This is a genomic window from Pseudomonas sp. F-14 TE3623 (genome assembly GCF_053629015.1).
In genome coordinates, this window is the sequence record NZ_JBRJHM010000001.1 from 4,562,155 (window position 1) to 4,583,536 (window position 21,382).

Consider the following 21,382-nt stretch of genomic DNA (forward strand, 5'->3'; position numbering starts at 1 on the left):
AGGTATAAGGCTTGCAAGAACCCACTCGCACAGGGAAGTGCCCATTGAAATGCCAACGCAATCGGTAACCGCTATCCATTGATTAAAAAAGGAAACCTATGCGAAAAATAAATGTGGGCATGCTGTTGTTCCCCAACTTCCAACTGTTGGACATCGCGGGCCCCAAAGACGCGTTCGCTCAAGTCAAGGTTTTGAGCGATGGCCTATGCGAATATGAAATGCTCACGGTGGGTACAACGCGCAGTCCATTACTATCATCCAGCGGACTGACAGTAATCCCGGACCGCACCATTTTTGACCCTTGCCCCCATTTCGATACCATCATCGTTCCCGGTGGACTTGGGATATTCGACGTTTACACCGACTCTACTCTGCGTGACTGGCTCAAGGCTCAGGAGAAACGCGTCCGACGACTCGCCGCCATCTGCAACGGAGTGTTCGCCTTAGGGTCGGCAGGTCTGATCGATCACAAGTCTGTGACTACTCACTGGATGGATGCTGCCCATCTCAGTGAATTGTTCCCTTCGGCTCAAGTCGATCCTGACCATATCCATATGAAGGACGGCGTAATCTATACCACCGCCGGAGTAACAGCCGGAATCGACCTGTCGCTCCTATTGATCGAGGAAGATTTCGGCAAACGTATGGCCATCGATGTCGCCAAGTATCTGGTGGTGTACCTGCGCAGAGCTGGCGGGCAGTCACAATTCAGCCCATTACTGGACGTTCAGGGCGGTGTCGACTCTCACGTAGAGGCTATTCAGGACTACATGCTCGCTAATCTGCACATTAATCACAGCCTGACCGCGTTGGCTGAGCGGGTGCATATGAGCCCGCGAAATCTGTCACGCCTGTTCACCAAGGAAACAGGTACTTCGCCCATGGTGTTTCTTTCAGATGCACGGATTGACGCAGTACGGCGTTATTTGGAAACGACCGAGCAGTCAATCAAAGAGATAGCCCACCGCTGTGGTTTCGAGCATAGCGACAACCTTCGTCGTGTCTTTGTAAAACGCCTGGCCATTAGCCCGGTGGAATACCGCCAGCGCTTTCGCTCCGGGGCATCTGCGGATGCAGGCTCCAGTGCTGGCAGTTGACGACCCCTGCGCCAGATCAACCACAAATAGGCCACCCGTAAACGTGCGACTGACGTTTCTAAAATCATCTCGCGGGGGCCAGTATCCAATCAAACAACGACCGAACACCTTCGGTAGCACCCTCAATCCAGATGAAAAGTGAATTTTGCTTTGAGGCCCAACCCGAAATAGACAATGGACCAGTCAAGTCCAGGGACTCTGGCGATGGGGCTCTTCTCAAAAATGTTGCTCACTTTCACGCAACATCCTCTTGAGCCAGCGGCAAAATTCACGTGCCAGGTCAACGTGCTTGCTGTGGGTATTCACAAAGGCCAGGTAGGTAGCCCCGGATGCGACCGGTTCGTCGTCGGCCAAGATCAGTGTACCGTTACGTAATTGCTCCCTAACCACCACACGAGGCACGACGAGCAGGCCTGAGCCGCCGATTGCTGCCGCCACCGCCAGAAACAGATGATCGTAGACGGCTCCTACCTGTAGCCGATCCACCGAGATGTCGTTGGCGACCGCCCATATAGGTATTGCATCGGGTCGCGATTTCGACGCGATCAGAGGCCAGTTGTACAGGGTTTGTGCGCGATGGGCAGCGACCATCGCCGGCGATCCCACACAGACTAAATCTTCCTTGATCAATTCCCAGCTCTCCGTTCCATGGAGGATCAGATCGCGGGTAATCAAGACGTCAAATTCTTCCTGGGGCTGGGGTGCGGACAAGGACGTAATGAGATCGACCTTTACGGGATGACTGTCCATGAAAACTCCCAATATTGGGACGACGACCGTCATGGCGAAACTCGGCATAGAGGTTCGCACGATCAACCGATCATGGCTTTTCTGGCCCTGCACCATCTGCTGGGTCGCCAACTCGATCGTGGAGACGGCATCTCTCACTGCTTCGTAGTACTGCGAGCCCGAAGGAGTGAATGTGATGTTAGGGCCACGGCGCTCGAACAGTTTCAGCTCCGCCAGCGACTCCAGCGCGGCGACGTGCCTGCTGACGGCACTCTGCGTAATGCCAAGCGCTTGGGCAGCTCGCGTGAAGTTGCCGAATCTGCCCACCGTTGCAAACACCCGAATCGCAACCATCGGGACGCCAACCTTCTTCACCATGCGTAATGCTCATCATTGATGGGTAAAAACAAGATAGTCGATACCGCGTGACATCTAAGCTTCATATTCGAAACGATAACCTTGACCCATCCGCCAGCCGTTAGCCGTTAGCCGTTAGCCGTTAGCCAAGCGTCAAAAACTTATGCTTGGCAAAATTTAAAAATAATTAACGCTACCACAGGGACAAAGGAATGGGCACAAGCCATTTACGCGACTTACTTGAAGCCTAACCCACCTGCCCGATGGCCTAAGTGTCCCGATTGTCTCGTGACGCTCAAGTTCAAACATCCGCTATTGCGGCCAAATGATACAATCCCGGAAAGCAATTTTATGATTACACAAATCACCCGCAGATCGTTTATTAATCGCTCGGTCTGCGTGGCCGCAGCGGCGTCTACCGGATCGCTTTTCGCCGCGGACCGCAGTGGCGCTGAGTCAGAGTTCCTGGCCACTGTCGAGCCTGGCGATGAAAACTATTGGAGCAATGTTGCCGCTCAGTATCAGGTGTCTTCTGATATTACCAATCTTGAAAACGGCTTCTACGGCATTATGACCAAATCCGTCTTGGCAGCGTACCATCGCAATATTGAGACCCTGAACTTGAACAACTCCTATTACATGCGGACTTTCTACGAAGCCGACATGTTAGCTGTTCGAACACAGATCGCCCATATCGCCGGTGTATCACCAGAGGAAATTGCAATCACCCGTGGCGCCACTGAAGCCCTGCAGAACTTAATCACCAACTACAATCTGATCAAGCCGGGTGATGTTGTCATGTACTCGGATCTCGACTACGACAGCGCACAGTATGCAATGAATTATCTTAAAGACCGCCGAGGGGTCGGCGTCGTTACCATCAATATGCCAGAACCTGCCACCAGACAAGGCATTCTGGATACTTATGCGGCTGCCTTTGCCGCGAACCCAAAGACCAAACTCCTGCTACTGACACATATCAGCCATCGAACCGGTATGGTGATGCCCATCGCCGAAATATCAGCCATGGCCAAAGCGAAAGACATTGATGTGATCATCGATGCCGCCCATTCATGGGGCCAAATGGATTTCAGCATTCCCGATCTGAACGTGGATTTTGCCGCGTTCAACCTCCATAAATGGATGGGCGCTCCTCTGGGCGTTGGCTTTCTCTACATTCGCAAGGACCGCCTTGCAGACGTTGACCGGGCGTTTGCTGATGAAGACTCGGCCATTACTGACATTCGCTCGCGAGTACACTCTGGCACCACCAATACGGCTAACGTTATGACGGTCCCCGTGGCGTTGGCTTTGCACACCAACCTGGGCGCGACGAACAAGCAGGCCCGTTTGCGCTTTCTGCGTGACTACTGGGTTTCACGGGTCAGGGACTTCAAGGGCATGAACATACTCACTCCCGATGAGCCCGGAAGCTACAGCGCAATCACATCTTTCAGGCTGACCGGCAAGGTGTCGAAAGCGGACAATGTCGCGATTACGAACGAGCTTCGTGAAAAACACAATATTTTCACCGTGCGCCGTGGTGGTGTGGCTGGCGGTGACTGTGTGCGGGTGTCTACCGCACTCTTTACCAAGACGTCCGACCTCGACCGCCTGGTCGCCGCGCTGAAGACAATCACAATGTCTTGACACTCGATTCTCGACTTTTGGCGCAGTAGGGGGCGACCTCTGGCCCCTTACTGCGGAGCTAACCGTAGATATATTGCTTCAGCACAACCTTTGGATCGCAGGCCGAACGACCAGTGGCAGCAGGATCCCCCTTCAAACCCAAGTGCCGCCAACCACACTGGATTTTCTTGCGCTACGTGTCCACTGAGATGTCATTGGCGACCGTCCATGTAGGCCTCTCATCTGGTCGCGACTTCAACGCGACCCTCGCCGACGATCCCACATACCCTGCTCGTGTGAAGTTGCCAAATCTGCCCACCGTTGCAAACACCCGAATCGCAACCATCGTGACGCCCACCTCCCATATGATGAGTAATACTCATCATTGATGAGTAAAAACAAGATGATCGATAACAAGTGACATCTAAGCTTCACACTCCAAACCATAACATTGACCCGTCCTCCGCCCATTAGCCACGAGTCAAACTTATGCTTAACAAAAAGCTCTTATCATGCCTATTACTCATTCTTGGCAGCCAAACCAGCGCCGCAATCGCTTCGGATGTCGTGCTCTACTCTTCCAACGACGTGCAAACCGTCAGCGCTCTTGTCGATCAGTTCGAGCAGCAAAACCCTGACATCAACGTGTCGGTAGTCCGCGCGGGGACAGGTGCGCTCATGCAGCGTATCAAGGCCGAAGCAGCCAACCCATCAGGCGATATTTTCTGGTCTGGCGGAATTTCGACGATCGGTGCATTTCAAGACCAGTTTCAGCCTTACAGATCCGTTGCAGAAAACGCCGTACCGGCTCAGTACCAAGCTCCGAACGATCAGTGGTTGGCGACGAATACCCATGTCACCGTGCTCATGGTCAATTCGCAACAGACCCCGGACGGTGAACTCCCCAAAGGCTGGGCGGACCTCGCTGACAGGAAGTGGAAAGGCAAGATTGTCATTCCCGATCCGATGTTCAGCAGTGCCTCATACGTTGCTCTTTATGGCCTCAGAAAGACGCTTGGCGACACCGTCTATGCGCAAATTGTCCGCAACGCCGTCATTGTCGGCACGACGTCCGCTGCCTACCAGGGTGTCGCCAACGGTGAGTTCGCCGTAGCTGTAACGATGGAATACGCCGCTTATCAATACGTGGCTGGTGGGATGAAGGACATCAAGCTGGTCTATCCAGCAGAAGGGACGTTCCTATCTCCCGAAGGGATGGCATTGATCAAAGGCGGTAAGCACCCCGCTGAAGCACACAAACTTTACGACTTCCTGGCGTCGCAAACGGTACAGACGTACATATTTAAAAGCGCTTTTCGTCGCCCATTACGTACGGACATCGATGTCAGCAAGCTTTCCGAACTACCCGCGCTGGAGAATATCAAGGTAATCCCATTAGATGATCACGAAATGGAAGCAGAGCGCGCTGGGTTTCTTGCGCAATGGCACCAGCTCCTGTCCTCCAACTGATATCTCTTTGCGCCAGGGGTATCACATGCAAGTTTCATTCGAAAAAATCGATCAAAGTTACGGCAATCAAACCCTATTCAGTCAATTGGATCTAGAGATCCCAAGCGGCCAATTCTTTACGCTGCTGGGCCCTTCCGGCTGCGGCAAGACCACATTGTTACGCATGCTTGCGGGCTTCGTTCGGCCCGATGCAGGACGTGTACGTTTCGGCAACGATGATGTCACCTCGGTACCGGTGCACCATCGGGGCGTGGGCATCGTGTTTCAGGATTACGCGCTGTTTCCTGATCGCTCTGTTCAGGCAAATGTCGCTTACGGCCTGCTCGCCCGTCGTGTCCCCAAGGCTGAGGCAACGGACCGTGCGGCAGCCATGCTCAAGCGCGTCGGCCTGGAGGCCTTCAAGGACCGCGCGCCGGCAGCGCTTTCTGGCGGTCAGCGCCAACGCGTGGCGATGGCCCGGGCACTGGTTATAAAACCGAGGCTGCTCCTGCTCGACGAACCACTGTCGGCGCTGGATGTGAAACTGCGTGTCGAATTACGTTGCATGATCAGGGAACTGCAGCAAGAGGCAGGCATCACCACTGTTTTCGTCACGCACGATCAAGAAGAAGCGCTGGCGATGTCCGATCAGATCGCAGTGATGGACCGTGGGCAAATCGTACAAATCGGTACACCCCAAGAAATCTACGTACAACCACGCACGGCGTTCGCCGCCGATTTCGTTGGCAATGCGAATCTCATTCCAATCCTTGAGGAACTTCCAGCTGCCGGAGGTGGAACAAGACGATTGAGGACGCCGGTAGGAACGCTGTTTACGAACAGTCACGCACCCTGTCTACCCGGGGCACTTCTGGCAGTACGTTGCGCAGAAATCCTGCTGCACACTCCCGGCACCACACAGGACGGCAAAGTGCCGGGGGTGATTCAGCACGTTGAATATCGCGGGAGCACGGTGGGTTACACCATTCAAACCGCTATTGGTTCACTTCATGTCGACACCTGGGCTTCGCAAAACGCGCAACTGCGCCAACGCGGCGATGCCGTCGCGCTGGAGATCCCGCACTCGGCGCATATCGTCGAGGGCCGACCATGCTAGGCCCTTTACGACGCGACCCGGTATGCCTTGCTTTAGCGATTTTGGCTATTTGCACGCTTGGCATTTTTCTGATCTGGCCACTGGCGACCATGCTGGGCAAATCACTAATAGGCCCCGATGGTTCAGTGAACATCAGTGGTTACGTACGTTTTTTCTCGGATCGTTCCTATCGCGAAGCATTTTCGAACACGCTGATTCTCGGGGTCGCTGTGACCTTCAGCTCCATGTTGGTCGGTGGCAGCCTTGCTATCGTCGTTGCTCGCTGCAAATTTCCGCTGGTCGGACTGGTTACTGCACTGCCACTTATCACACTCGTTATTCCGGATGTAGTGGTGGCGGCGGCGTGGGTGCTGGTCCTGGGCAAACAAGGCATTATGAATACTCTACTGGCACCGCTCGGTGTGGCGTTGCCGTCCATCTACTCGTGGTGGGGTCTGGTATTTGTCATGACGCTCAACAACTACGTGTACGCCTTCGTAGCCGTCTTCATCGGGTTGAAATCCATGGACCGGAATCTGGAAGAGGCTGCGCAGAGCCTGGGGCGCCCAATGGGACGAGTGATCTGCGGTGTGACCCTGTCGATGTTGATGCCCTCGATCTTCGCCGGCGCGATGATCGTATTCACCCAGGTTATCGGCAGCTTTGGCGTACCGGCCATCCTTGGCGCGCGAACACCCGTATTGGCTGTTAAGGCTTACAACGAGTTCGTGAGTGAAATGGGCGGTAATGCACAAATGCAGACGACCATGGCTTCGCTGCTGGTAGGCCTGGGCGCCCTTGTACTACTGGTACAGAAGTTCTTCGTTGAACGCCGACAATTTCAGATGGAGTCGGGGCGAAGCCCGGATGCATCACCCATTATCGGCTGGCGTGCGATTGCCGCCGCGCTCAGCGTTTTGTTGGTGGTCGCACTGTCGATGCTGCCCGCGGTGGTTGTGAGCATCACTGCATTTACACCGACATCCGGGCCTGTTCTGCGCTATGGCAGCTTCACCCTGAGCAACATGGCGCATGTCTTGATTCGCGCGCCGGAGCCGCTCTACCACTCCTTGCTCTTGGCGACAGTTGCGACAATTGCGGGCACCTTGTTCACCATCATCGCAGCGTATCTCATCGTCAAGAGACGCTCGGCGCTTACCCATATCCTCGATGTCCTGGTGACGTTGCCGCTGACGATCGCCGGCACCGTGCTAGGCATTGCGCTGATCAATACGTTCGGCAGCGGCTGGCTGGTGCTGACAGGGAGCTGGGTCATCATGGCACTGGCCTACTTCTTGCGCCGCGTCCCTACCAGCGTTCGCGCAGCCATCGGCCCCCTGCACAACCTCAAGGACTCAATTGAAGAAGCGTCCATGAGCCTGGGGGTGAGCCCGATTCGAAGTTTTTTCCAAGTGGTCTTGCCAGTCATCGGCCCTTCGGTCGCTGCCGCTGCCGTGCTCATGTGGGTTACCACCCTGTCAGAACTTTCCGCAACCATCGTCCTGTATTTCGGAGGCATGAGCACGATGCCAATCGAGATATTCCAGCAGGTGGATAGCGATCGTCTGGCGCTCGCGTGTGCTTACAGCCTGGTACTACTGCTGACCATCTTTATTCCCTTGGCCATCGCCAGATGGCTCTTTCGCTTAAAAATAGGAACTGTTGAATGACCACTACTGCCACCCAAAATTTTCTAGCCCAACGGGTCCTGGGAGCCAAACCCTCAGCGACCAAGGAAATGACCCAGCTTGCCAACCAACTTAGGCTTGAGGGTCGCGATGTCATCACACTCAGCCAAGGTGAACCAGACTTCCCGACGCCAGAACACATCCGTGAAGCAGCGAAAGCGGCCATTGAGCGCAATGAATCGAAATACACCGAGGTAGCGGGCACTCTCGCATTACGCGAAGCCGTGGTGCGAAAGTTTAAACGCGACAACGGCCTTGACTACAGCCCTGATCAAATTCAAGTGGGATGCGGGGCGAAACAGGTGTTGTACAACGCCTTGCAGGCGACCCTCAATCCAGGCGATGAGGTCGTCGTGCCGACGCCAGCGTGGGTGTCCTATCCCGAGATGGTGTTGCTGGCCGGTGGACGACCTGTGATCGTACGCTGCGGCGCCTCCACCAGTTTCAAGATCACCCCGACGCAACTCGAAGAAGCCATCACACCGCGCACGAAATGGCTAATGCTCAATTCGCCGTCAAACCCCAGTGGCGCCATCTACAGCCATGCCGAGCTGGCAGCTTTGGGCGAGGTACTACTACGCCACCCTCATGTATGGGTGATGGCCGATGATATTTACGAAAAAATTCGCTACGACGACACGCCATTTGCGACACCCGCCATGGTTACCCCCCAGTTGGCAGCACGCACGCTGACAATCAATGGGGTTTCAAAGTCTTATGCAATGACCGGTTGGCGCGTGGGATTCGGCGCAGGCCCCCTGGAGCTGATTAAAGCGATGAACTTGGTGCAGTCACAGTCAACTTCACATACCAGTTCGATCAGCCAGGCCGCCGCAGTCGCGGCACTAGATGGCCCTATGGATTTCTTACCTGGATTCGTCGACTCATTCCGCCAACGACGAGACAAGGTAGTCGCTGCGCTTCAAGCCATCAAAGGATTGACGTGCGACGTCCCCCCGGGTGCCTTCTACGCGTTTCCTGGCTGCCAAGGACTGCTCGGTACCCGCGATCAATCAGGCAACTTGATCGAGACCGATACTGATCTCGCCTTGTACATCTTGCGCACCGCAGGCGTCGCAGTAGTGCCTGGCAGTGCGTTTGAACTACCAGGCCATTTCAGAGTGTCGTACGCCGCATCGGATACCGAATTGGTTGAAGCCATGAGGCGCATCGCAGCGGCATGTTCAGCACTGCGCTGAATCATGTCATAGAGCACACGACCTATTTTTTTATGCCGAGTTTTGACCATGACTAAGAATCAAACCCTTCGTAGCGCCCTTGCCACTGGCAAGCTCTTCACGGCGATGGCCGCCCACAACCCGCTGGCGGCGAAGTTGGCTGAAGAGGCTGGATTTGCGGGCATCTGGGGCAGCGGCTTTGAACTTTCCGCAAGCTACGCCGTACCCGATGCCAACATCCTGTCCGCAGGCACGCACCTTGAAATGATGAGGGCAATCGCGTCTGTTGTCTCTATCCCACTGATTGCCGACATCGACACCGGGTTCGGCAACGCCATCAACGTCAGCTATGTCGTCCCGCAATACGAGGCGGCCGGCGCCTCCGCAATCGTCATGGAGGATAAGACTTTTCCCAAAGACACAAGCTTGCGAGCCGATGGCCGCCAGGAGCTGGTCAGAATCGAAGAGTTTCAAGGAAAAGTAGCAGCTGCCGTCGGTGCTCGCCGCGACAAGGACTTTGTGGTGATTGCCCGCACCGAGGCGCTGATTGCGGGCCAAGGGCAGGCGGAAGCCATCAGACGTGCCGAAGCCTACGTAGAGGCTGGCGCTGATGCAATCCTGATCCATTCAAAGCAGAAGACACCTGTTGAAGTGCTCGCGTTTATCGATGCATGGAACGGGTCCGTGCCTTTGGTATTGGTGCCGACAGCCTATCCTCAATTGACCGAGGCAGATATCGCCGCGCTGGGCAAGGTGGGTATCGTGATTTACGGGAACCATGCGATAAGGGCTGCCGTCGGCGCAATGCGCAACGTGTTCGCAAAGATCAGAGCGCAAGGAGGCATCCAGAATGTGGATGAAGCCCTGCCCTCGGTCAAAGATATCATCGCCCTGCAAGGCGATACGCAAATGCGCGATCTGGAAGCAAAATATCTGAGATAGGAATGTAATCCGATATGTCCACGGCAGTACGCCGGACTCATAGCGTGAGGGCGGCTGTATTCATTCTGATGCTCTTGCGACGGCACACGTGGCCGTCGCATCTTTAGCTAAACCCGTAGTCTTTTCACTCGGGATCAAGACTGGCGCTGAGCGGGGAAATCTGTAAATAACCTGCATCTTTCAATGCTTTCAATTTAAGTACGAAAGCTATCCACCAGATACTTGAGTCGACTGGCTTGTTGCTCAAGGTCATCACAGGCGAGCAAGGTGGCCTGGAGATTCTCCACGCCTTCCTGATTGAGGGATTTGATCTCGGTGATGTCCATATTCAGCGAGTCGATTACGGAGGTCTGCTCTTCGGTAGCAGTAGCCACCGACTGATTTATGCCATCGATTTCGCCAATACGCTGAGTGACGCTACTCAGTCGTTCACCAGCCTGGTTGGCGATAACCACACCATCGTGGCTATAGCGCTCGCTTTCGCTCATGGTGCAAACCGCCTCACGGGCGCCGACCTGAAGTTCCTCAATCATCGTATGGATTTCTTGTGCCGATGTCTGAGTGCGGTATGCAAGACTGCGTACTTCATCCGCCACCACAGCGAAACCGCGACCTGCCTCGCCCGCCCGCGCGGCCTCGATAGCGGCATTGAGCGCTAGCAAGTTGGTCTGTTCGGAAATGCCCTTGATCACTTCAAGGATCCGACCAATCCTTACCGTCTTATCATTCAGCGTCTCTATGTTGCTGCAGGATGCACGAATTTTTCCAGATAGCTCGTTCATGGCGCTGATCGTCTGGGCCACCACTTGACGGCCACCCTCAGCTTGAAGGCGTGCATCTGACGCCTGGAGTGAGGCATCACCGGCATTGCACGCGATTTCCTGAGCGGCTGCACTCAGCTCGTTGATCGCTGCTGCAACGCTGTTGGTGCGATTGACCTGTTCGTCGGAGTTTGCCAAGGATGAGCTGGAGGTAAGCATCACTCGCTTTGCGACTTCGTTGACTTGTTCGGTCGCTGATGAGACCTCGCGAATTGAGTGTTGGATACGCTCCACGAAAAAGTTGAAGTCGCGAGCCAACTCTCCAAACTCATCTTGAGAATGCACGACCAAACATCGGGTCAGGTCCCCCTCCCCTTGGGCTATATCGCGCATGGCTTTGCCCATTAACCTCAGAGGTTGCATCAGTGCGCGAATGAGCATGCCCAGTAGAAGCAGCGTGATTAGCACGGCAATCAGAGTGGCAAAAATAGCTGAATCGCGGAAATCGCCTAACGCTTCGTAGGCTTTTTTCTTGTCGATGGACAAGCCGATATACCAGTTCACCGAGGGCAGTCCATTGACTGGGGAGAACATCAGAATATAAGGAACACCCGCCTGTTCAGTCTCACTGAAATGAGTGCTGATAATGGGCGTATCTTGCGGATAGATATCTGTAAGATTTTTCATCACCAGGTCTTTATCCGGGTGGGCGAGTATCTTGCCATCGGCACTGACCAAGAAGGCATAACCGATACCGCCCAGATCAAGCGAACTGACAATTTTCGCCAGGGCATCCAAGGTAAGGTCACCACCGACCACGCCGAGAGGCTGGCTTTCATGGTGAACCGGAGTAGCGATGGTCATCATCAACTGACCAGTGGATACATCCAGGTACGGCTCAGTCAAAGTCGTACCAGCAGCTGCCATCGCATCCTTGTACCAAGGCCGTGTACGCGGGTCATAATCGGCGGGCAATTCGTCTTTTGGCCGCATCGCAAAGCTGCCGTCGCCACCCCCAAGATAGGTGAAGGTAAATGTTGAGAGCAGCGTCTTCTGTTCGAGCAGGCGCACCACACTGTCCGGCTTATTGTCATTGGCAACGGTCTGCGCGATGGTGTCTATCAGCAGAACACGTCCAGACAACCAAGCCTGGACGTTACTTGCAGTAATTTTGCTCATCTCCTCAAGGTGGCTTTCCAAATTGGTACGTATAGCGTTGCGCTGAAAATAATCGTTGTACAGTGTGAATAATGAGAATGCTGTAATGACTACGAGCGATGCGGCGAGCAGAACTTTGTGGCTGAACTTTAATCGGACAGTCATCGGCAATTTACCCGAGATTAAAAAATCTGTTTTTATTATTTAACGCCAACGACAGACGTTCAGGCCTTCGCCTGTTCATCTCATGCATAACCTGCATCTTTTAGTGTCCTGCACCGCTAGTCGTAGTGCGTAGATGAATGCTTAACTACAGCCAGCTCAGGATAAGCAACCAATTTGTCGATATACAGTTCCTCATTCTCCAACCAAACTTCCGTAAGTGCACGATAGTGCTTCATGTCCTTGCAGCGCATGCTTAGGCTATAGTCGAACGGGCCACCAATAAGCCGGCACTCCAGGACCTGAGGACAGTTATCTACACATCCTTCGAATGCTTTCTGCGCAGCGCGTCGGTTCTGGTTGGATATAGCGACCAATACCTGTAGGGACAACCCCGGTGAGACCTTTTGCACATCAATGAACGCACCATAACCGCGAATCACCCCCAGCCTTTCCAGCTTGCGAACTCGTTGCTGGCAAGGGCTTGCGGTTAGGTGCACAAGCGTTGCTAGTTTCTGGTACGTGATGCGCCCGTTATGGCGCAGTACGTCAATGATTGCCTCGTCAATACGCCCCAATGTTCGTGAGGAATCGGGATTTTTTTCCTTCCTTTTCATTGTTAGTTTTATTCACTTCAGCCCATTAGACAGAAATTGTTGAAGGCGCTCGCTGCGCGGACTATCCAAAATGTCTGCCCCACCCTGCTCCTCGACTCGGCCTTGATGCAGAAACAGTAACTGGCTCGATACCTTGCGGGCGAAGCTCATTTCGTGGGTCACCATGATCATGGTCCGGCCTTCTTCGGCCAACCCCTGAATTACCTTCAGCACTTCGCCTACCAATTCCGGGTCCAGCGCCGACGTCGGTTCGTCGAACAGGAGAACTTCCGGCTCCATCGCTAGTGCACGTGCAATCGCCACTCGCTGTTGCTGACCGCCAGAGAGGAATGCCGGAAACTGCTCCGCTACACGCGCTGGCAGCCCCACCTTGTCCAAATAACGACGGGCACGATCCTCAGCATCTTTTTTGCTGACACCCAGCACCCGGCGCGGGGCCATGGTGATGTTTTCCAGAACGGTCATGTGCCCCCACAGATTGAAGTGCTGGAAGACCATGGCCAGACGAGTGCGCAATCTTTGTAGCTCAGCGGCATCGGCCACATGCATGCCATGATGGGTTTTGACCATGCGAATCTGCTTGCCGTCCAGGCTCATGGCTCCATCGTTGGGTGTTTCGAGAAAGTTAATGCAGCGCAGGAAGGTACTTTTGCCTGAGCCACTGGCGCCGATCAAACTGATCACATCACCGGTTTTGGCTTTCAGTGATACGCCCTTGAGTACTTCGTGGTTACCGTAACTCTTGTGTAGTTCTTCAACAGTCAATTTGTACATGTGCGCAATCATCCTCTAAGGGAAAATGTGGCGTCGCTGCGCAGCTGTCACAGCCGGCGACAAAGCCTGAGGCCTAATGAGCGGCCATATGGAGTACTAAGTCCTAGTGAGCTGGACCAAGGAAGGCTAGCCAACGGCGCTCGGCGATGCGGAACAGACCTACAAGCGCAAAGGTAACCATCAGGTAAATCAGCGCGGTAATACCGAACGATTGAAAGGTCAGAAAGGTCGCCGAGTTGGCGTCGCGAGCGACTTTCAAAATGTCCGGAACGGTTGCAGTGAAAGCCACGGTGGTGGAATGCAGCATCAGGATCACTTCGTTGCTGTAGTACGGCAACGAGCGGCGCAGCGCCGACGGCATGATCACGTAGGCATAGAGCTTCCAACCCGTCAGGCCGTAGGCCTTCGCAGCTTCGACTTCGCCGTGGGACATGGTGCGAATTGCTCCGGCGAAAATTTCCGTGGTGTAAGCGCAGGTGTTCAAGGCAAACGCAAGGACGGTGCAGTTCATCGCATCGCGGAAGAATGCATCGAGCACAGGTTGTGCGCGTACCGCAGCCAGGCTGTATATCCCGGTGTAACAGATTAGCAACTGGATATAGAGCGGCGTCCCCCGAAACAGGTAGGTGTAGAACTGTACGGGCCAGCGCAAGTAACACTTGGAGGAAACCCGGGCAATCGACAGCGGAATCGACACCAGAAAACCGATGAAGATTGAGGCACTGAGCAACCACAAGGTCATGGCCAGACCCGTGATGTGGTGGCCGTCGCTATAGAGAAAAGGCTTCCAGTAATCCTGCAAGAGTTCGATCATCGTATTGCCTCCCGGGAGCCTGCGGCATAACGCCGTTCCAACCTACGCAGGACATAGTTCGAAGTGCTGGTAATCGCCAAATAAATCAGCGCTGCCAACACCAGAAAATAGAACAATTGATAAGTGCTTTTTCCAGCGTCCTGGGCGGCCTTTACTAAGTCTGCAAGGCCTATGATCGACACCAGCGCAGTGGCCTTGAGGATGACCATCCAGTTATTGCCGATGCCCGGTAGAGCAAAACGCATCATTTGCGGGAAGACTACAAAGCGAAAGCGCTGAGTGCGACTTAAGCCATAGGCCGTGGCCGCTTCCACCTGTCCCCGGGGCACAGCCAGCATCGCACCGCGAAAGGTCTCAGTGAAATAGGCGCCATAGATAAAGCCCAGCGTGATGATCCCGGCAACAAACGGATTGATCTCTATGTATTCCCAACCCAGTGACTCCGTGATGCTGGTCAACCACGTTTGCAAGCTGTAGAAGATCAGCAGCATCAGCACCAGATCCGGCACCCCGCGAATCAGGGTGGTGTAGAGCTGGGCCGGGGCTCGCAGGACTTTCACGCTGGAGAGTTTGGCGTTGGCCCCAATAAGGCCAAGCAGTACACTCAAGAGCAGTGAGAGTATTGATAACTTGACGGTCATCCAGGCGCCCTCCAGCAACAGAGGACCGAACCCTTTCATGCTGTATGTGGAGAGCCCGAGTGTCTGTAACAGTATTTCAAACATAATTCAGGAACCTATCGCGATAATAAAGCGCCCGCCCCGAGGACGGGCACCGGGGCCTTACTTTCCGCTGTAGAGATTCAGATCACCGAAGTGTTTTTTCTGGATTAAGTCGTAAGTACCGTCATCGTGTAACGCTTGGATGCCTTTATCCAAAAGTGCCTTGAGGTCTTTGTTACCTTTAGAGATACCAATTGCTGTTTTGGCTGGCAGTAACTCGCTGTCAACGGGATTGCTGACTTCGTAGTCAGCGCCTTGGGGGGAATTCAAAAAACCCAGTTCAGCTTGCAGCATGTCCTGGATCGCCGCATCGAGGCGACCGGAAACCAAGTCGTAATAAACCTGATCCTGGTTCTGATAGGCCTGAGTTTTGACACCAGCCTTATCTAGAACCGCTTTGGCATAGGCTTCCTGGATACTTCCTTGCAAATAGCCTACGGTCTTGCCCTTAAGGGAAGTAACCTCTTCGCTCAGGCCAGATTTTTTCTTGAACACGTAAGAGGTGGTGCCGGAGAACAGCTCATTTGAGAAATCGATGACTTTCTCACGGGCTGGGGTCACCGTCATGGAGGAAAGAATACCATCGAACTTGTTGGCCTTCAGGCCAGGAATCGTGCCGTCGAAATCGCTCTCGACCCATGTGCACTTGACCTTCAGTTTGGCACAGATCGCATTCCCCAGATCGATATCAAATCCTGTAAGACTACCATCTGCCGCTTTAGACTCGAATGGTGCGTAAGAAGCATCAACACCAAAACGCAATTCTTTGTATTCCTTGGCCAGCGCGACATTCGCGCAAACGGGAAAAAGTGCTAATACGAAGAGCTTTCGAAGCGAAATCATATGAGAATCCCTAGATGTTGTAGTTTGATTTAAGGGCAGTTAACGATTTGACGGCTTAGAACATATTGTTTTTAGCAACTACTGTACGAACATAGAATCAGAACAGTCGAACTTTAATACTGCTAGCCCATTTACGGGCCACTGACAGCCACTACTCAAACGCTTAGCGATAGAAATCTAGCTGTACACCTCCGTTTCTTAAGAGCTCGAGTGAAGCATTTTTATATCCAGTCGCGACAAAGATCTCATGGCCATGCACTGGATACTTAAATAGTACGCTAATGGCCCGCCCAGCCAAATATGGCAAACAGATCAATATTGTGAGCAAAACGCTCGCCGTAGAGAGCAATATGCTTGACTGAAACCATTTCGCAAACCCAAACGAAGAAGTAGAAACAGCGGAATAAGCCAAGGGATGCGAAAACATTACTCCGGTCCATGCTGGTTAACTTGATAAGCAGCACGACTTACTCTCTCCCTATAGCCTCTCCCTTGCGACGACTGATCCCACTTTAAAATGAAATGGAACCTCGCCAAGAAAAATTTAAGCCGAAGCCAGCTTCATCATTAAAAGCCCACTAATGATTAAGACAGCTGCGACAACCCGCATGAGACTAGCGGGCTCGCCCAGGAGGATGATACCTACTACAAACGCTCCAACAGCGCCAATGCCAGTCCATATCGTATAGGCAGTTCCTAGTGGCAAACTTTTCATAGAAAATGACAGAAGCGCAAAACTTGCGATTACCATTACCAGAGTGACAACAGTTGGACCAAGCTTAGTCATACCTTCAGATTGCTTCATCGAAAAAGCCCAAACAACTTCAAGTATCCCTGCAAATATTAAACATATCCAAGCCATGATAAGCCTCCATTGAAAGATCCGTCACAACTAAGACGAATACAACCTACATGTATTGGGGCCGCGCCCCTGAAAATAAAAATAATGGATCGGGCTCTTAAAAAAGCCCCCGCTGGTACGGGGGCAAAGGAGGGTTACCGACCAGACCATATTTTGAGCAATGCCGTACATCCAACGCTAAAGGTGCCACCAATTTTTTGGCGTTCAGATCAATTGAATGTCTCGTCCAAGGCTAGGGAAATATCTTTGATCAAATCGTCCGGATCTTCGAGCCCCACCGAAAACCGAAGGTGACCGTACGTGCGGAACTCTTCAGGGTACTTGTCAAAGCCGCCTCGGCCTTCCGCACCCACGTGAACGATGAGGGACTCATCGTGCCCGAGGGATACTGCAGAAGTGATGATGCGCAGATTCGAAACGAATCGATTCTGAGTATCTGGATCGCCCTTTACTGCAAAAGCCATCATCGCCCCATATCCCTTGCCTGCGAATTGCCGACGGGCTAGTTCATGCTGCGGGTGGGACGGAAGCCCCGGATAGTAGATATAGGCTATACGATCATCCGAATTGAGAAACTCAGCTAATTTTTCAGCCGTATTTAGAAGTTGTTTCAGACGCAGAGGCAGCGTGACTGAACCGCGCATTATCATCCAGGCGTTAAATGGAGAGATGGTCGCGCCGAGGTCAACAAGAGCGTCATTCTTGATCTTGGTAATCATCTGAGTGGAGCCGATAACCACCCCGCCCATGGCATCACCATGGCCATTGATATACTTCGTCAGAGAGTGGACGACCAGGTCGACCCCGTGCTGACTGGCACGGAAAAACGGAGGTGGAGTGAAAGTAGCATCGACGGAAATCAGTGCGCCATGTGCATGGGCAATTTCAGCCAGCGCAGCGATATCTGCAACCTTAGTGGTTGGATTAGCAATCGTCTCGGTATGGATCAGTTTGGTATTAGGGCGGATCGCTTGGCGAACAGCCTCTAGGTCACCTACGTCGACAAATGTGGCTTCAATGCCATAACGCTCGGGCAAAAGCTCCGCGAAAAGACGCCATACGGCCTGATACGTAATATCACTGACGATGACGTGGTCACCGCTTTTCAAGAAAGAGAAAAACACTGAATGCAAAGCGGCTACGCCGGTAGCAAATACAACCGCAGCCTCGCAGCCTTCGAGTGCAGCAAGTTTCTTTTCAAGGCATACCTGGTTATGCCCCTGGTTCCGCGTGTACACAAGGCCGTCTGGGCTGGACCAGTCCATCGTGGCCGGATCTTCAGGCAAGAGATAAGAGTTAGCCATCACCAGCGGAGTGCGAACAGCACCAGTAGTGGTGTCGGTTACGTTACCACCATGAACTGCCAGCGTAGCCGCCGAAAGTGTGGACAGATTCTTTTTATCAGGGCGCATGTCTATTTCCTCCAATGTTACTTTTTTGTTGGGTTTCATTGATTCTGAAGTTGAGTGAAAGCAGGATGGCTGGCCTGATCTACTCGGACCAATTCTTGATCTTCATCAAAGACCAATTCGCCAGTTTCAATCGCACGAACACGGCCGCGAACCATGTACCAACCAGCAACAAGAGCGGCGGCATAAAACGGAAGAGAAGCAATAGAGTACGTACCTACGGGATAATCCAATGCGATAAGAACCAGAACCAAACCGAAGAACACTAAAGTGGCGTAACCACTGTAAGGTGCAAACGGCATTCGGAACGCCGGACGCTCCAGATCACCTTGCTGGGAGTATTTGAAGAGTTTGATCTGACACAGGACAATTGTTGACCAGGAACCGATTAACATAACGGCAGTGAGCGTCAGCGCGATTTCGAAAGCTTCACCCGGAACAATTGCGTTAAGTACGACCCCAATGAGTGAAGCAACAGTCGTCAGCATGATGCCAGCGAACGGGACACCTTGACGGTTCATCTTTGCCAAGAAGCTTGGTGCTGACCCGTTGATTGCAAGCGAGCGAAGCACCCGGCCAGTGGAGTAAATGCCAGCGTTCAGAGAAGATACGGCTGCAGTAATCAACACCATGTTCATAATCGCGTCTGCGCCCTTGATCCCCAGCGAACCGAAGAAAGTCACAAACGGGCTTACCCCCGCCGAGTACGCGGTGTGGGGGAGCAGCATTGCCAACAGCAATACAGAACCAACGTAAAAAACAATAATGCGGAAAACAACTGCCCGAATTGCTTTTGGCATGACTGTAGAGACGTCTTGGGCTTCGCCAGCCGCAGTACCAACCAACTCCACGCTGCCATACGCAAATATCACCCCCTGGATCATGATTACGGCGGGTAGAAGGCCTGATGGGAACCAACCGCCATTGTCAGAAATCAGTTTGAACCCGACCTCATGGCCTGGCAGCGGCGTGCCGAACAGCACCATGTAAATGCCGACCCCAAGGAAAGTCGTTAATGCAGCCACCTTGATCAGGGCAAACCAGAATTCGAGCTCACCAAAAATCTTTACTGAGACAAGGTTGATTGCAGTGACGAAACCCAATGCCCCCAGTGCCAACGACCATTGAGGGATGTCGCCCATGAAAGGGACATACGCTTTGAAAAAATTAAGGTAGAGCGCTGTAGCTGTTAGATCTGCAATGGCAACCATTACCCAGTCAGTCCAGTACATCCACCCCACGGCGAAAGCCCATTTCTCACCGTAGAACTCTCGAGCGTAAGAGACAAACGAGCCCGAGGATGGACGATACATCACCAATTCGCCCATGGCCCGAATGATGAACCAGGCAAAAAAACCACAGATTGCGTAGACAAACACAAGGGCGGGCCCGGCTTCTGCAAGGCGTGCGCCTGCGCCCATAAACAGACCGCTTCCAATTGCGCCCCCTATGGCAATCATCTGAACCTGGCGAGGCTTAAGCACCTTTTGATAGCCCGTATCTTCTGCGCTGAAGTCTCTTTTTCGAGATGCGCCAGGCGATGCCACACGTGTGGGATTAAGATCATTCACACTCATTTTGTTACCTTTTATTTTTGTATTGGACAAGACTCTTCCAGGCAGAAGAGCCTTGCCGAGGACCAGATTTAATCCTAGGGATTCACATCGATCCTTTGATCAACTTTCGCCAACGCTATTCAAGCAAATCACTTTGGGTTGTGTCATATCCTCATATGCAAATCGCACACCTTCGCGGCCCATACTGCCGTATTTAAAACCACCGAATGGCATTGCATCAAAACGATAGTCAGAAGAGTCATTAATCATGACTCCACCGGCGTCGAGCCGTTTAGCTGCTTTCATGGCGACATTTAAATTGCTGGTAAAAATACCTGCATGCAAACTGTATTCTGGCTCATTCGCCAACGTCAGAGCTTCATCAAGCGAGGCCACGCTTTGAAGAATGACAACCGGACTGAACACTTCCTCGCACCAAACCTTACAGCTTTGGCTGACATTCTCCAGGACCGTCGGTGAATAAAGCGAGCCTTGACGTACATTACCAAATAACAGGTTAGCCCCTTTATCGATTGCCTCGGCGACCACTTCTTCGGTTCGTTTTGCAGCTGCTTCAGTGATCATTGGCCCGACATCAGTTCCTTCGTCAGCCGGATTCCCCACGATTAAATCATTTGTTTTAAAAACGAATTTCTTTTTGAACTCTTCATATATTGGCGCTTCAATAAGAATTCGTTGAGTACCTATACAGTTTTGCCCTGCAGCCCAAAAGGCGCCGGACACACAAGATTCAACGGTTTCATTCAGATCACAATCGCCCATCACGATGACCGGGGCATTGCCCCCCAAGTCCATCGCCAGTTTCTTAAGACCTGCATTGCGAGCGATCTGTTCGCCAGTAACAAAACCGCCCGTAAAGGAAACCATGCGTACCGCCCGATGAGCGACCAGTGCTTTGCCTAGTGCGGCCCCTCCAGTTGCAATGGACACGACCGCAGGAGGGAGGCCAGCGGCGTTGAGACAACCGACCAGTTTAATCGCAGATAACGGTGCTAGCTCAGAGGGTTTGAGAACAACAGCATTACCACCAGCGATTGCAGGCCCCAACTTATGAGCGACTAGGTTGAGCGGGTCGTTGTATGGAGTAATCGCAACAATTACACCCAAAGGTTCCCGAGTAAACCATCCCTGACGGGACTCGGATCCGACATAGGAGTCAAACGGGATGACTTCACCTGCATTACGCTTGGCCTCCTCGGCGGACAACTTCAACGTATTGACGCAGCGTAAAACCTCCTTCCTCGCCTGCTTAATCGTTTTCCCGGACTCGGCAACAATCAGACTGGCAAACGCCTCCTTATCGCTCTCGACCAAAGCAGCAGTTTTTTCCAGTATGCGAGCACGCTCATGTCGTGGGAGCTCTTTGGCGATCAGCGCACCAAGCTTCGCCGTATCAATGATCGCAGTAGCAAATGAAGCAGGCATGTCCGTCACCTCTCCAACTGCAGTGCCATCGTACGGACTCAAAACTGTTATGGTTTTATAATCAACAGCGAGCGAAAGACTCAAGCTATTCAT

18 protein-coding genes and 1 pseudogene are annotated in these 21,382 nt (G+C 53.0%); 7 read left to right on the forward strand and 12 right to left on the reverse strand.

From position 1 onward, the window contains the following. Nucleotides 1-98: 98 nt before the first annotated feature. Nucleotides 99-1,097, forward strand: a complete 999-nt coding sequence (locus AB7M29_RS21055; RefSeq protein ID WP_454247813.1) for a GlxA family transcriptional regulator — start codon at nt 99-101, stop codon at nt 1,095-1,097. Nucleotides 1,098-1,313: 216 nt separating this feature from the next. On the opposite strand, the gene AB7M29_RS21060 is transcribed toward AB7M29_RS21055, so the two are convergent. Continuing rightward, nucleotides 1,314-2,204, reverse strand: a complete 891-nt coding sequence (locus tag AB7M29_RS21060; protein WP_454247814.1) for a LysR family transcriptional regulator — start codon at nt 2,202-2,204, stop codon at nt 1,314-1,316. Nucleotides 2,205-2,534: 330 nt separating this feature from the next. Here AB7M29_RS21060 and AB7M29_RS21065 point away from each other — a divergent pair, with 330 nt between their 5' ends. From AB7M29_RS21065 to AB7M29_RS21090, 6 genes are all read left to right on the forward strand, one after another. Then, nucleotides 2,535-3,833, forward strand: a complete 1,299-nt coding sequence (locus AB7M29_RS21065; RefSeq protein ID WP_454247815.1) for an aminotransferase class V-fold PLP-dependent enzyme — start codon at nt 2,535-2,537, stop codon at nt 3,831-3,833. A 468-nt stretch (nt 3,834-4,301) separates the two neighbouring features. Continuing rightward, nucleotides 4,302-5,282 (forward strand): ABC transporter substrate-binding protein, encoded by a 981-nt coding sequence (locus AB7M29_RS21070; protein WP_454247816.1) that lies wholly within the window; start codon nt 4,302-4,304, stop codon nt 5,280-5,282. 25 nt (nt 5,283-5,307) lie between these two features. After that, nucleotides 5,308-6,378, forward strand: coding sequence for an ABC transporter ATP-binding protein (locus tag AB7M29_RS21075; protein ID WP_454247817.1), 1,071 nt, complete (start codon nt 5,308-5,310; stop codon nt 6,376-6,378). Further along, nucleotides 6,372-8,027, forward strand: a complete 1,656-nt coding sequence (locus AB7M29_RS21080; RefSeq protein WP_454247818.1) for an ABC transporter permease — start codon at nt 6,372-6,374, stop codon at nt 8,025-8,027. Before AB7M29_RS21075 ends, AB7M29_RS21080 begins: the two co-directional genes overlap by 7 nt. Next, complete coding sequence (locus AB7M29_RS21085; protein ID WP_454247819.1) at nt 8,024-9,244, forward strand: pyridoxal phosphate-dependent aminotransferase; 1,221 nt, start codon at nt 8,024-8,026, stop codon at nt 9,242-9,244. Before AB7M29_RS21080 ends, AB7M29_RS21085 begins: the two co-directional genes overlap by 4 nt. A 48-nt stretch (nt 9,245-9,292) precedes the next feature. Continuing rightward, nucleotides 9,293-10,165, forward strand: coding sequence for a phosphonopyruvate hydrolase (locus AB7M29_RS21090; protein ID WP_454247820.1), 873 nt, complete (start codon nt 9,293-9,295; stop codon nt 10,163-10,165). Nucleotides 10,166-10,359: 194 nt separating this feature from the next. Here the strand turns inward: AB7M29_RS21090 and AB7M29_RS21095 are convergent, their stop codons facing one another. The 11 genes and pseudogenes from AB7M29_RS21095 to AB7M29_RS21145 form a co-directional block, all read right to left on the reverse strand. Continuing rightward, nucleotides 10,360-11,145 carry a methyl-accepting chemotaxis protein gene (locus tag AB7M29_RS21095; RefSeq protein ID WP_454248745.1) on the reverse strand — a complete coding sequence of 262 codons (786 nt, stop codon included), beginning with the start codon at nt 11,143-11,145 and terminating at the stop codon, nt 10,360-10,362. A gap of 72 nt (nt 11,146-11,217) precedes the next feature. Then, a pseudogene (locus AB7M29_RS21100) lies at nt 11,218-12,249 on the reverse strand (HAMP domain-containing protein); the annotation flags it as partial. Nucleotides 12,250-12,365: 116 nt separating this feature from the next. Then, entirely contained in the window at nt 12,366-12,863 is a 498-nt protein-coding gene (locus AB7M29_RS21105; RefSeq protein ID WP_454247821.1) for an Lrp/AsnC family transcriptional regulator, read from the reverse strand. A 12-nt stretch (nt 12,864-12,875) separates the two neighbouring features. Next, a complete protein-coding gene (locus AB7M29_RS21110; protein ID WP_454247822.1) occupies nt 12,876-13,637 on the reverse strand; it encodes an ABC transporter ATP-binding protein in 762 nt (253 codons plus the stop codon). 103 nt (nt 13,638-13,740) lie between these two features. Further along, the gene (locus AB7M29_RS21115; RefSeq protein ID WP_454247823.1) at nt 13,741-14,451 is read right to left on the reverse strand and encodes an ABC transporter permease; all 711 of its coding nucleotides are present in this window, start codon (nt 14,449-14,451) and stop codon (nt 13,741-13,743) included. Continuing rightward, nucleotides 14,448-15,176, reverse strand: coding sequence for an ABC transporter permease (locus AB7M29_RS21120; protein WP_454247824.1), 729 nt, complete (start codon nt 15,174-15,176; stop codon nt 14,448-14,450). Before AB7M29_RS21120 ends, AB7M29_RS21115 begins: the two co-directional genes overlap by 4 nt. A gap of 57 nt (nt 15,177-15,233) precedes the next feature. Further along, a complete protein-coding gene (locus tag AB7M29_RS21125) occupies nt 15,234-16,016 on the reverse strand; it encodes a transporter substrate-binding domain-containing protein (RefSeq protein WP_454247825.1) in 783 nt (260 codons plus the stop codon). Nucleotides 16,017-16,560: 544 nt separating this feature from the next. Beyond that, nucleotides 16,561-16,878, reverse strand: a complete 318-nt coding sequence (locus tag AB7M29_RS21130; RefSeq protein ID WP_454247826.1) for a DMT family transporter — start codon at nt 16,876-16,878, stop codon at nt 16,561-16,563. Between the two features lie 209 nt (nt 16,879-17,087). Next, entirely contained in the window at nt 17,088-18,290 is a 1,203-nt protein-coding gene (locus AB7M29_RS21135) for a trans-sulfuration enzyme family protein (protein ID WP_454247827.1), read from the reverse strand. A gap of 35 nt (nt 18,291-18,325) precedes the next feature. Beyond that, nucleotides 18,326-19,894: an amino acid permease gene (locus tag AB7M29_RS21140; RefSeq protein ID WP_454247828.1), complete on the reverse strand. Its 1,569-nt coding sequence runs from the start codon at nt 19,892-19,894 to the stop codon at nt 18,326-18,328. 69 nt (nt 19,895-19,963) lie between these two features. Continuing rightward, the gene (locus AB7M29_RS21145) at nt 19,964-21,382 is read right to left on the reverse strand and encodes an aldehyde dehydrogenase family protein (protein ID WP_454247829.1); all 1,419 of its coding nucleotides are present in this window, start codon (nt 21,380-21,382) and stop codon (nt 19,964-19,966) included.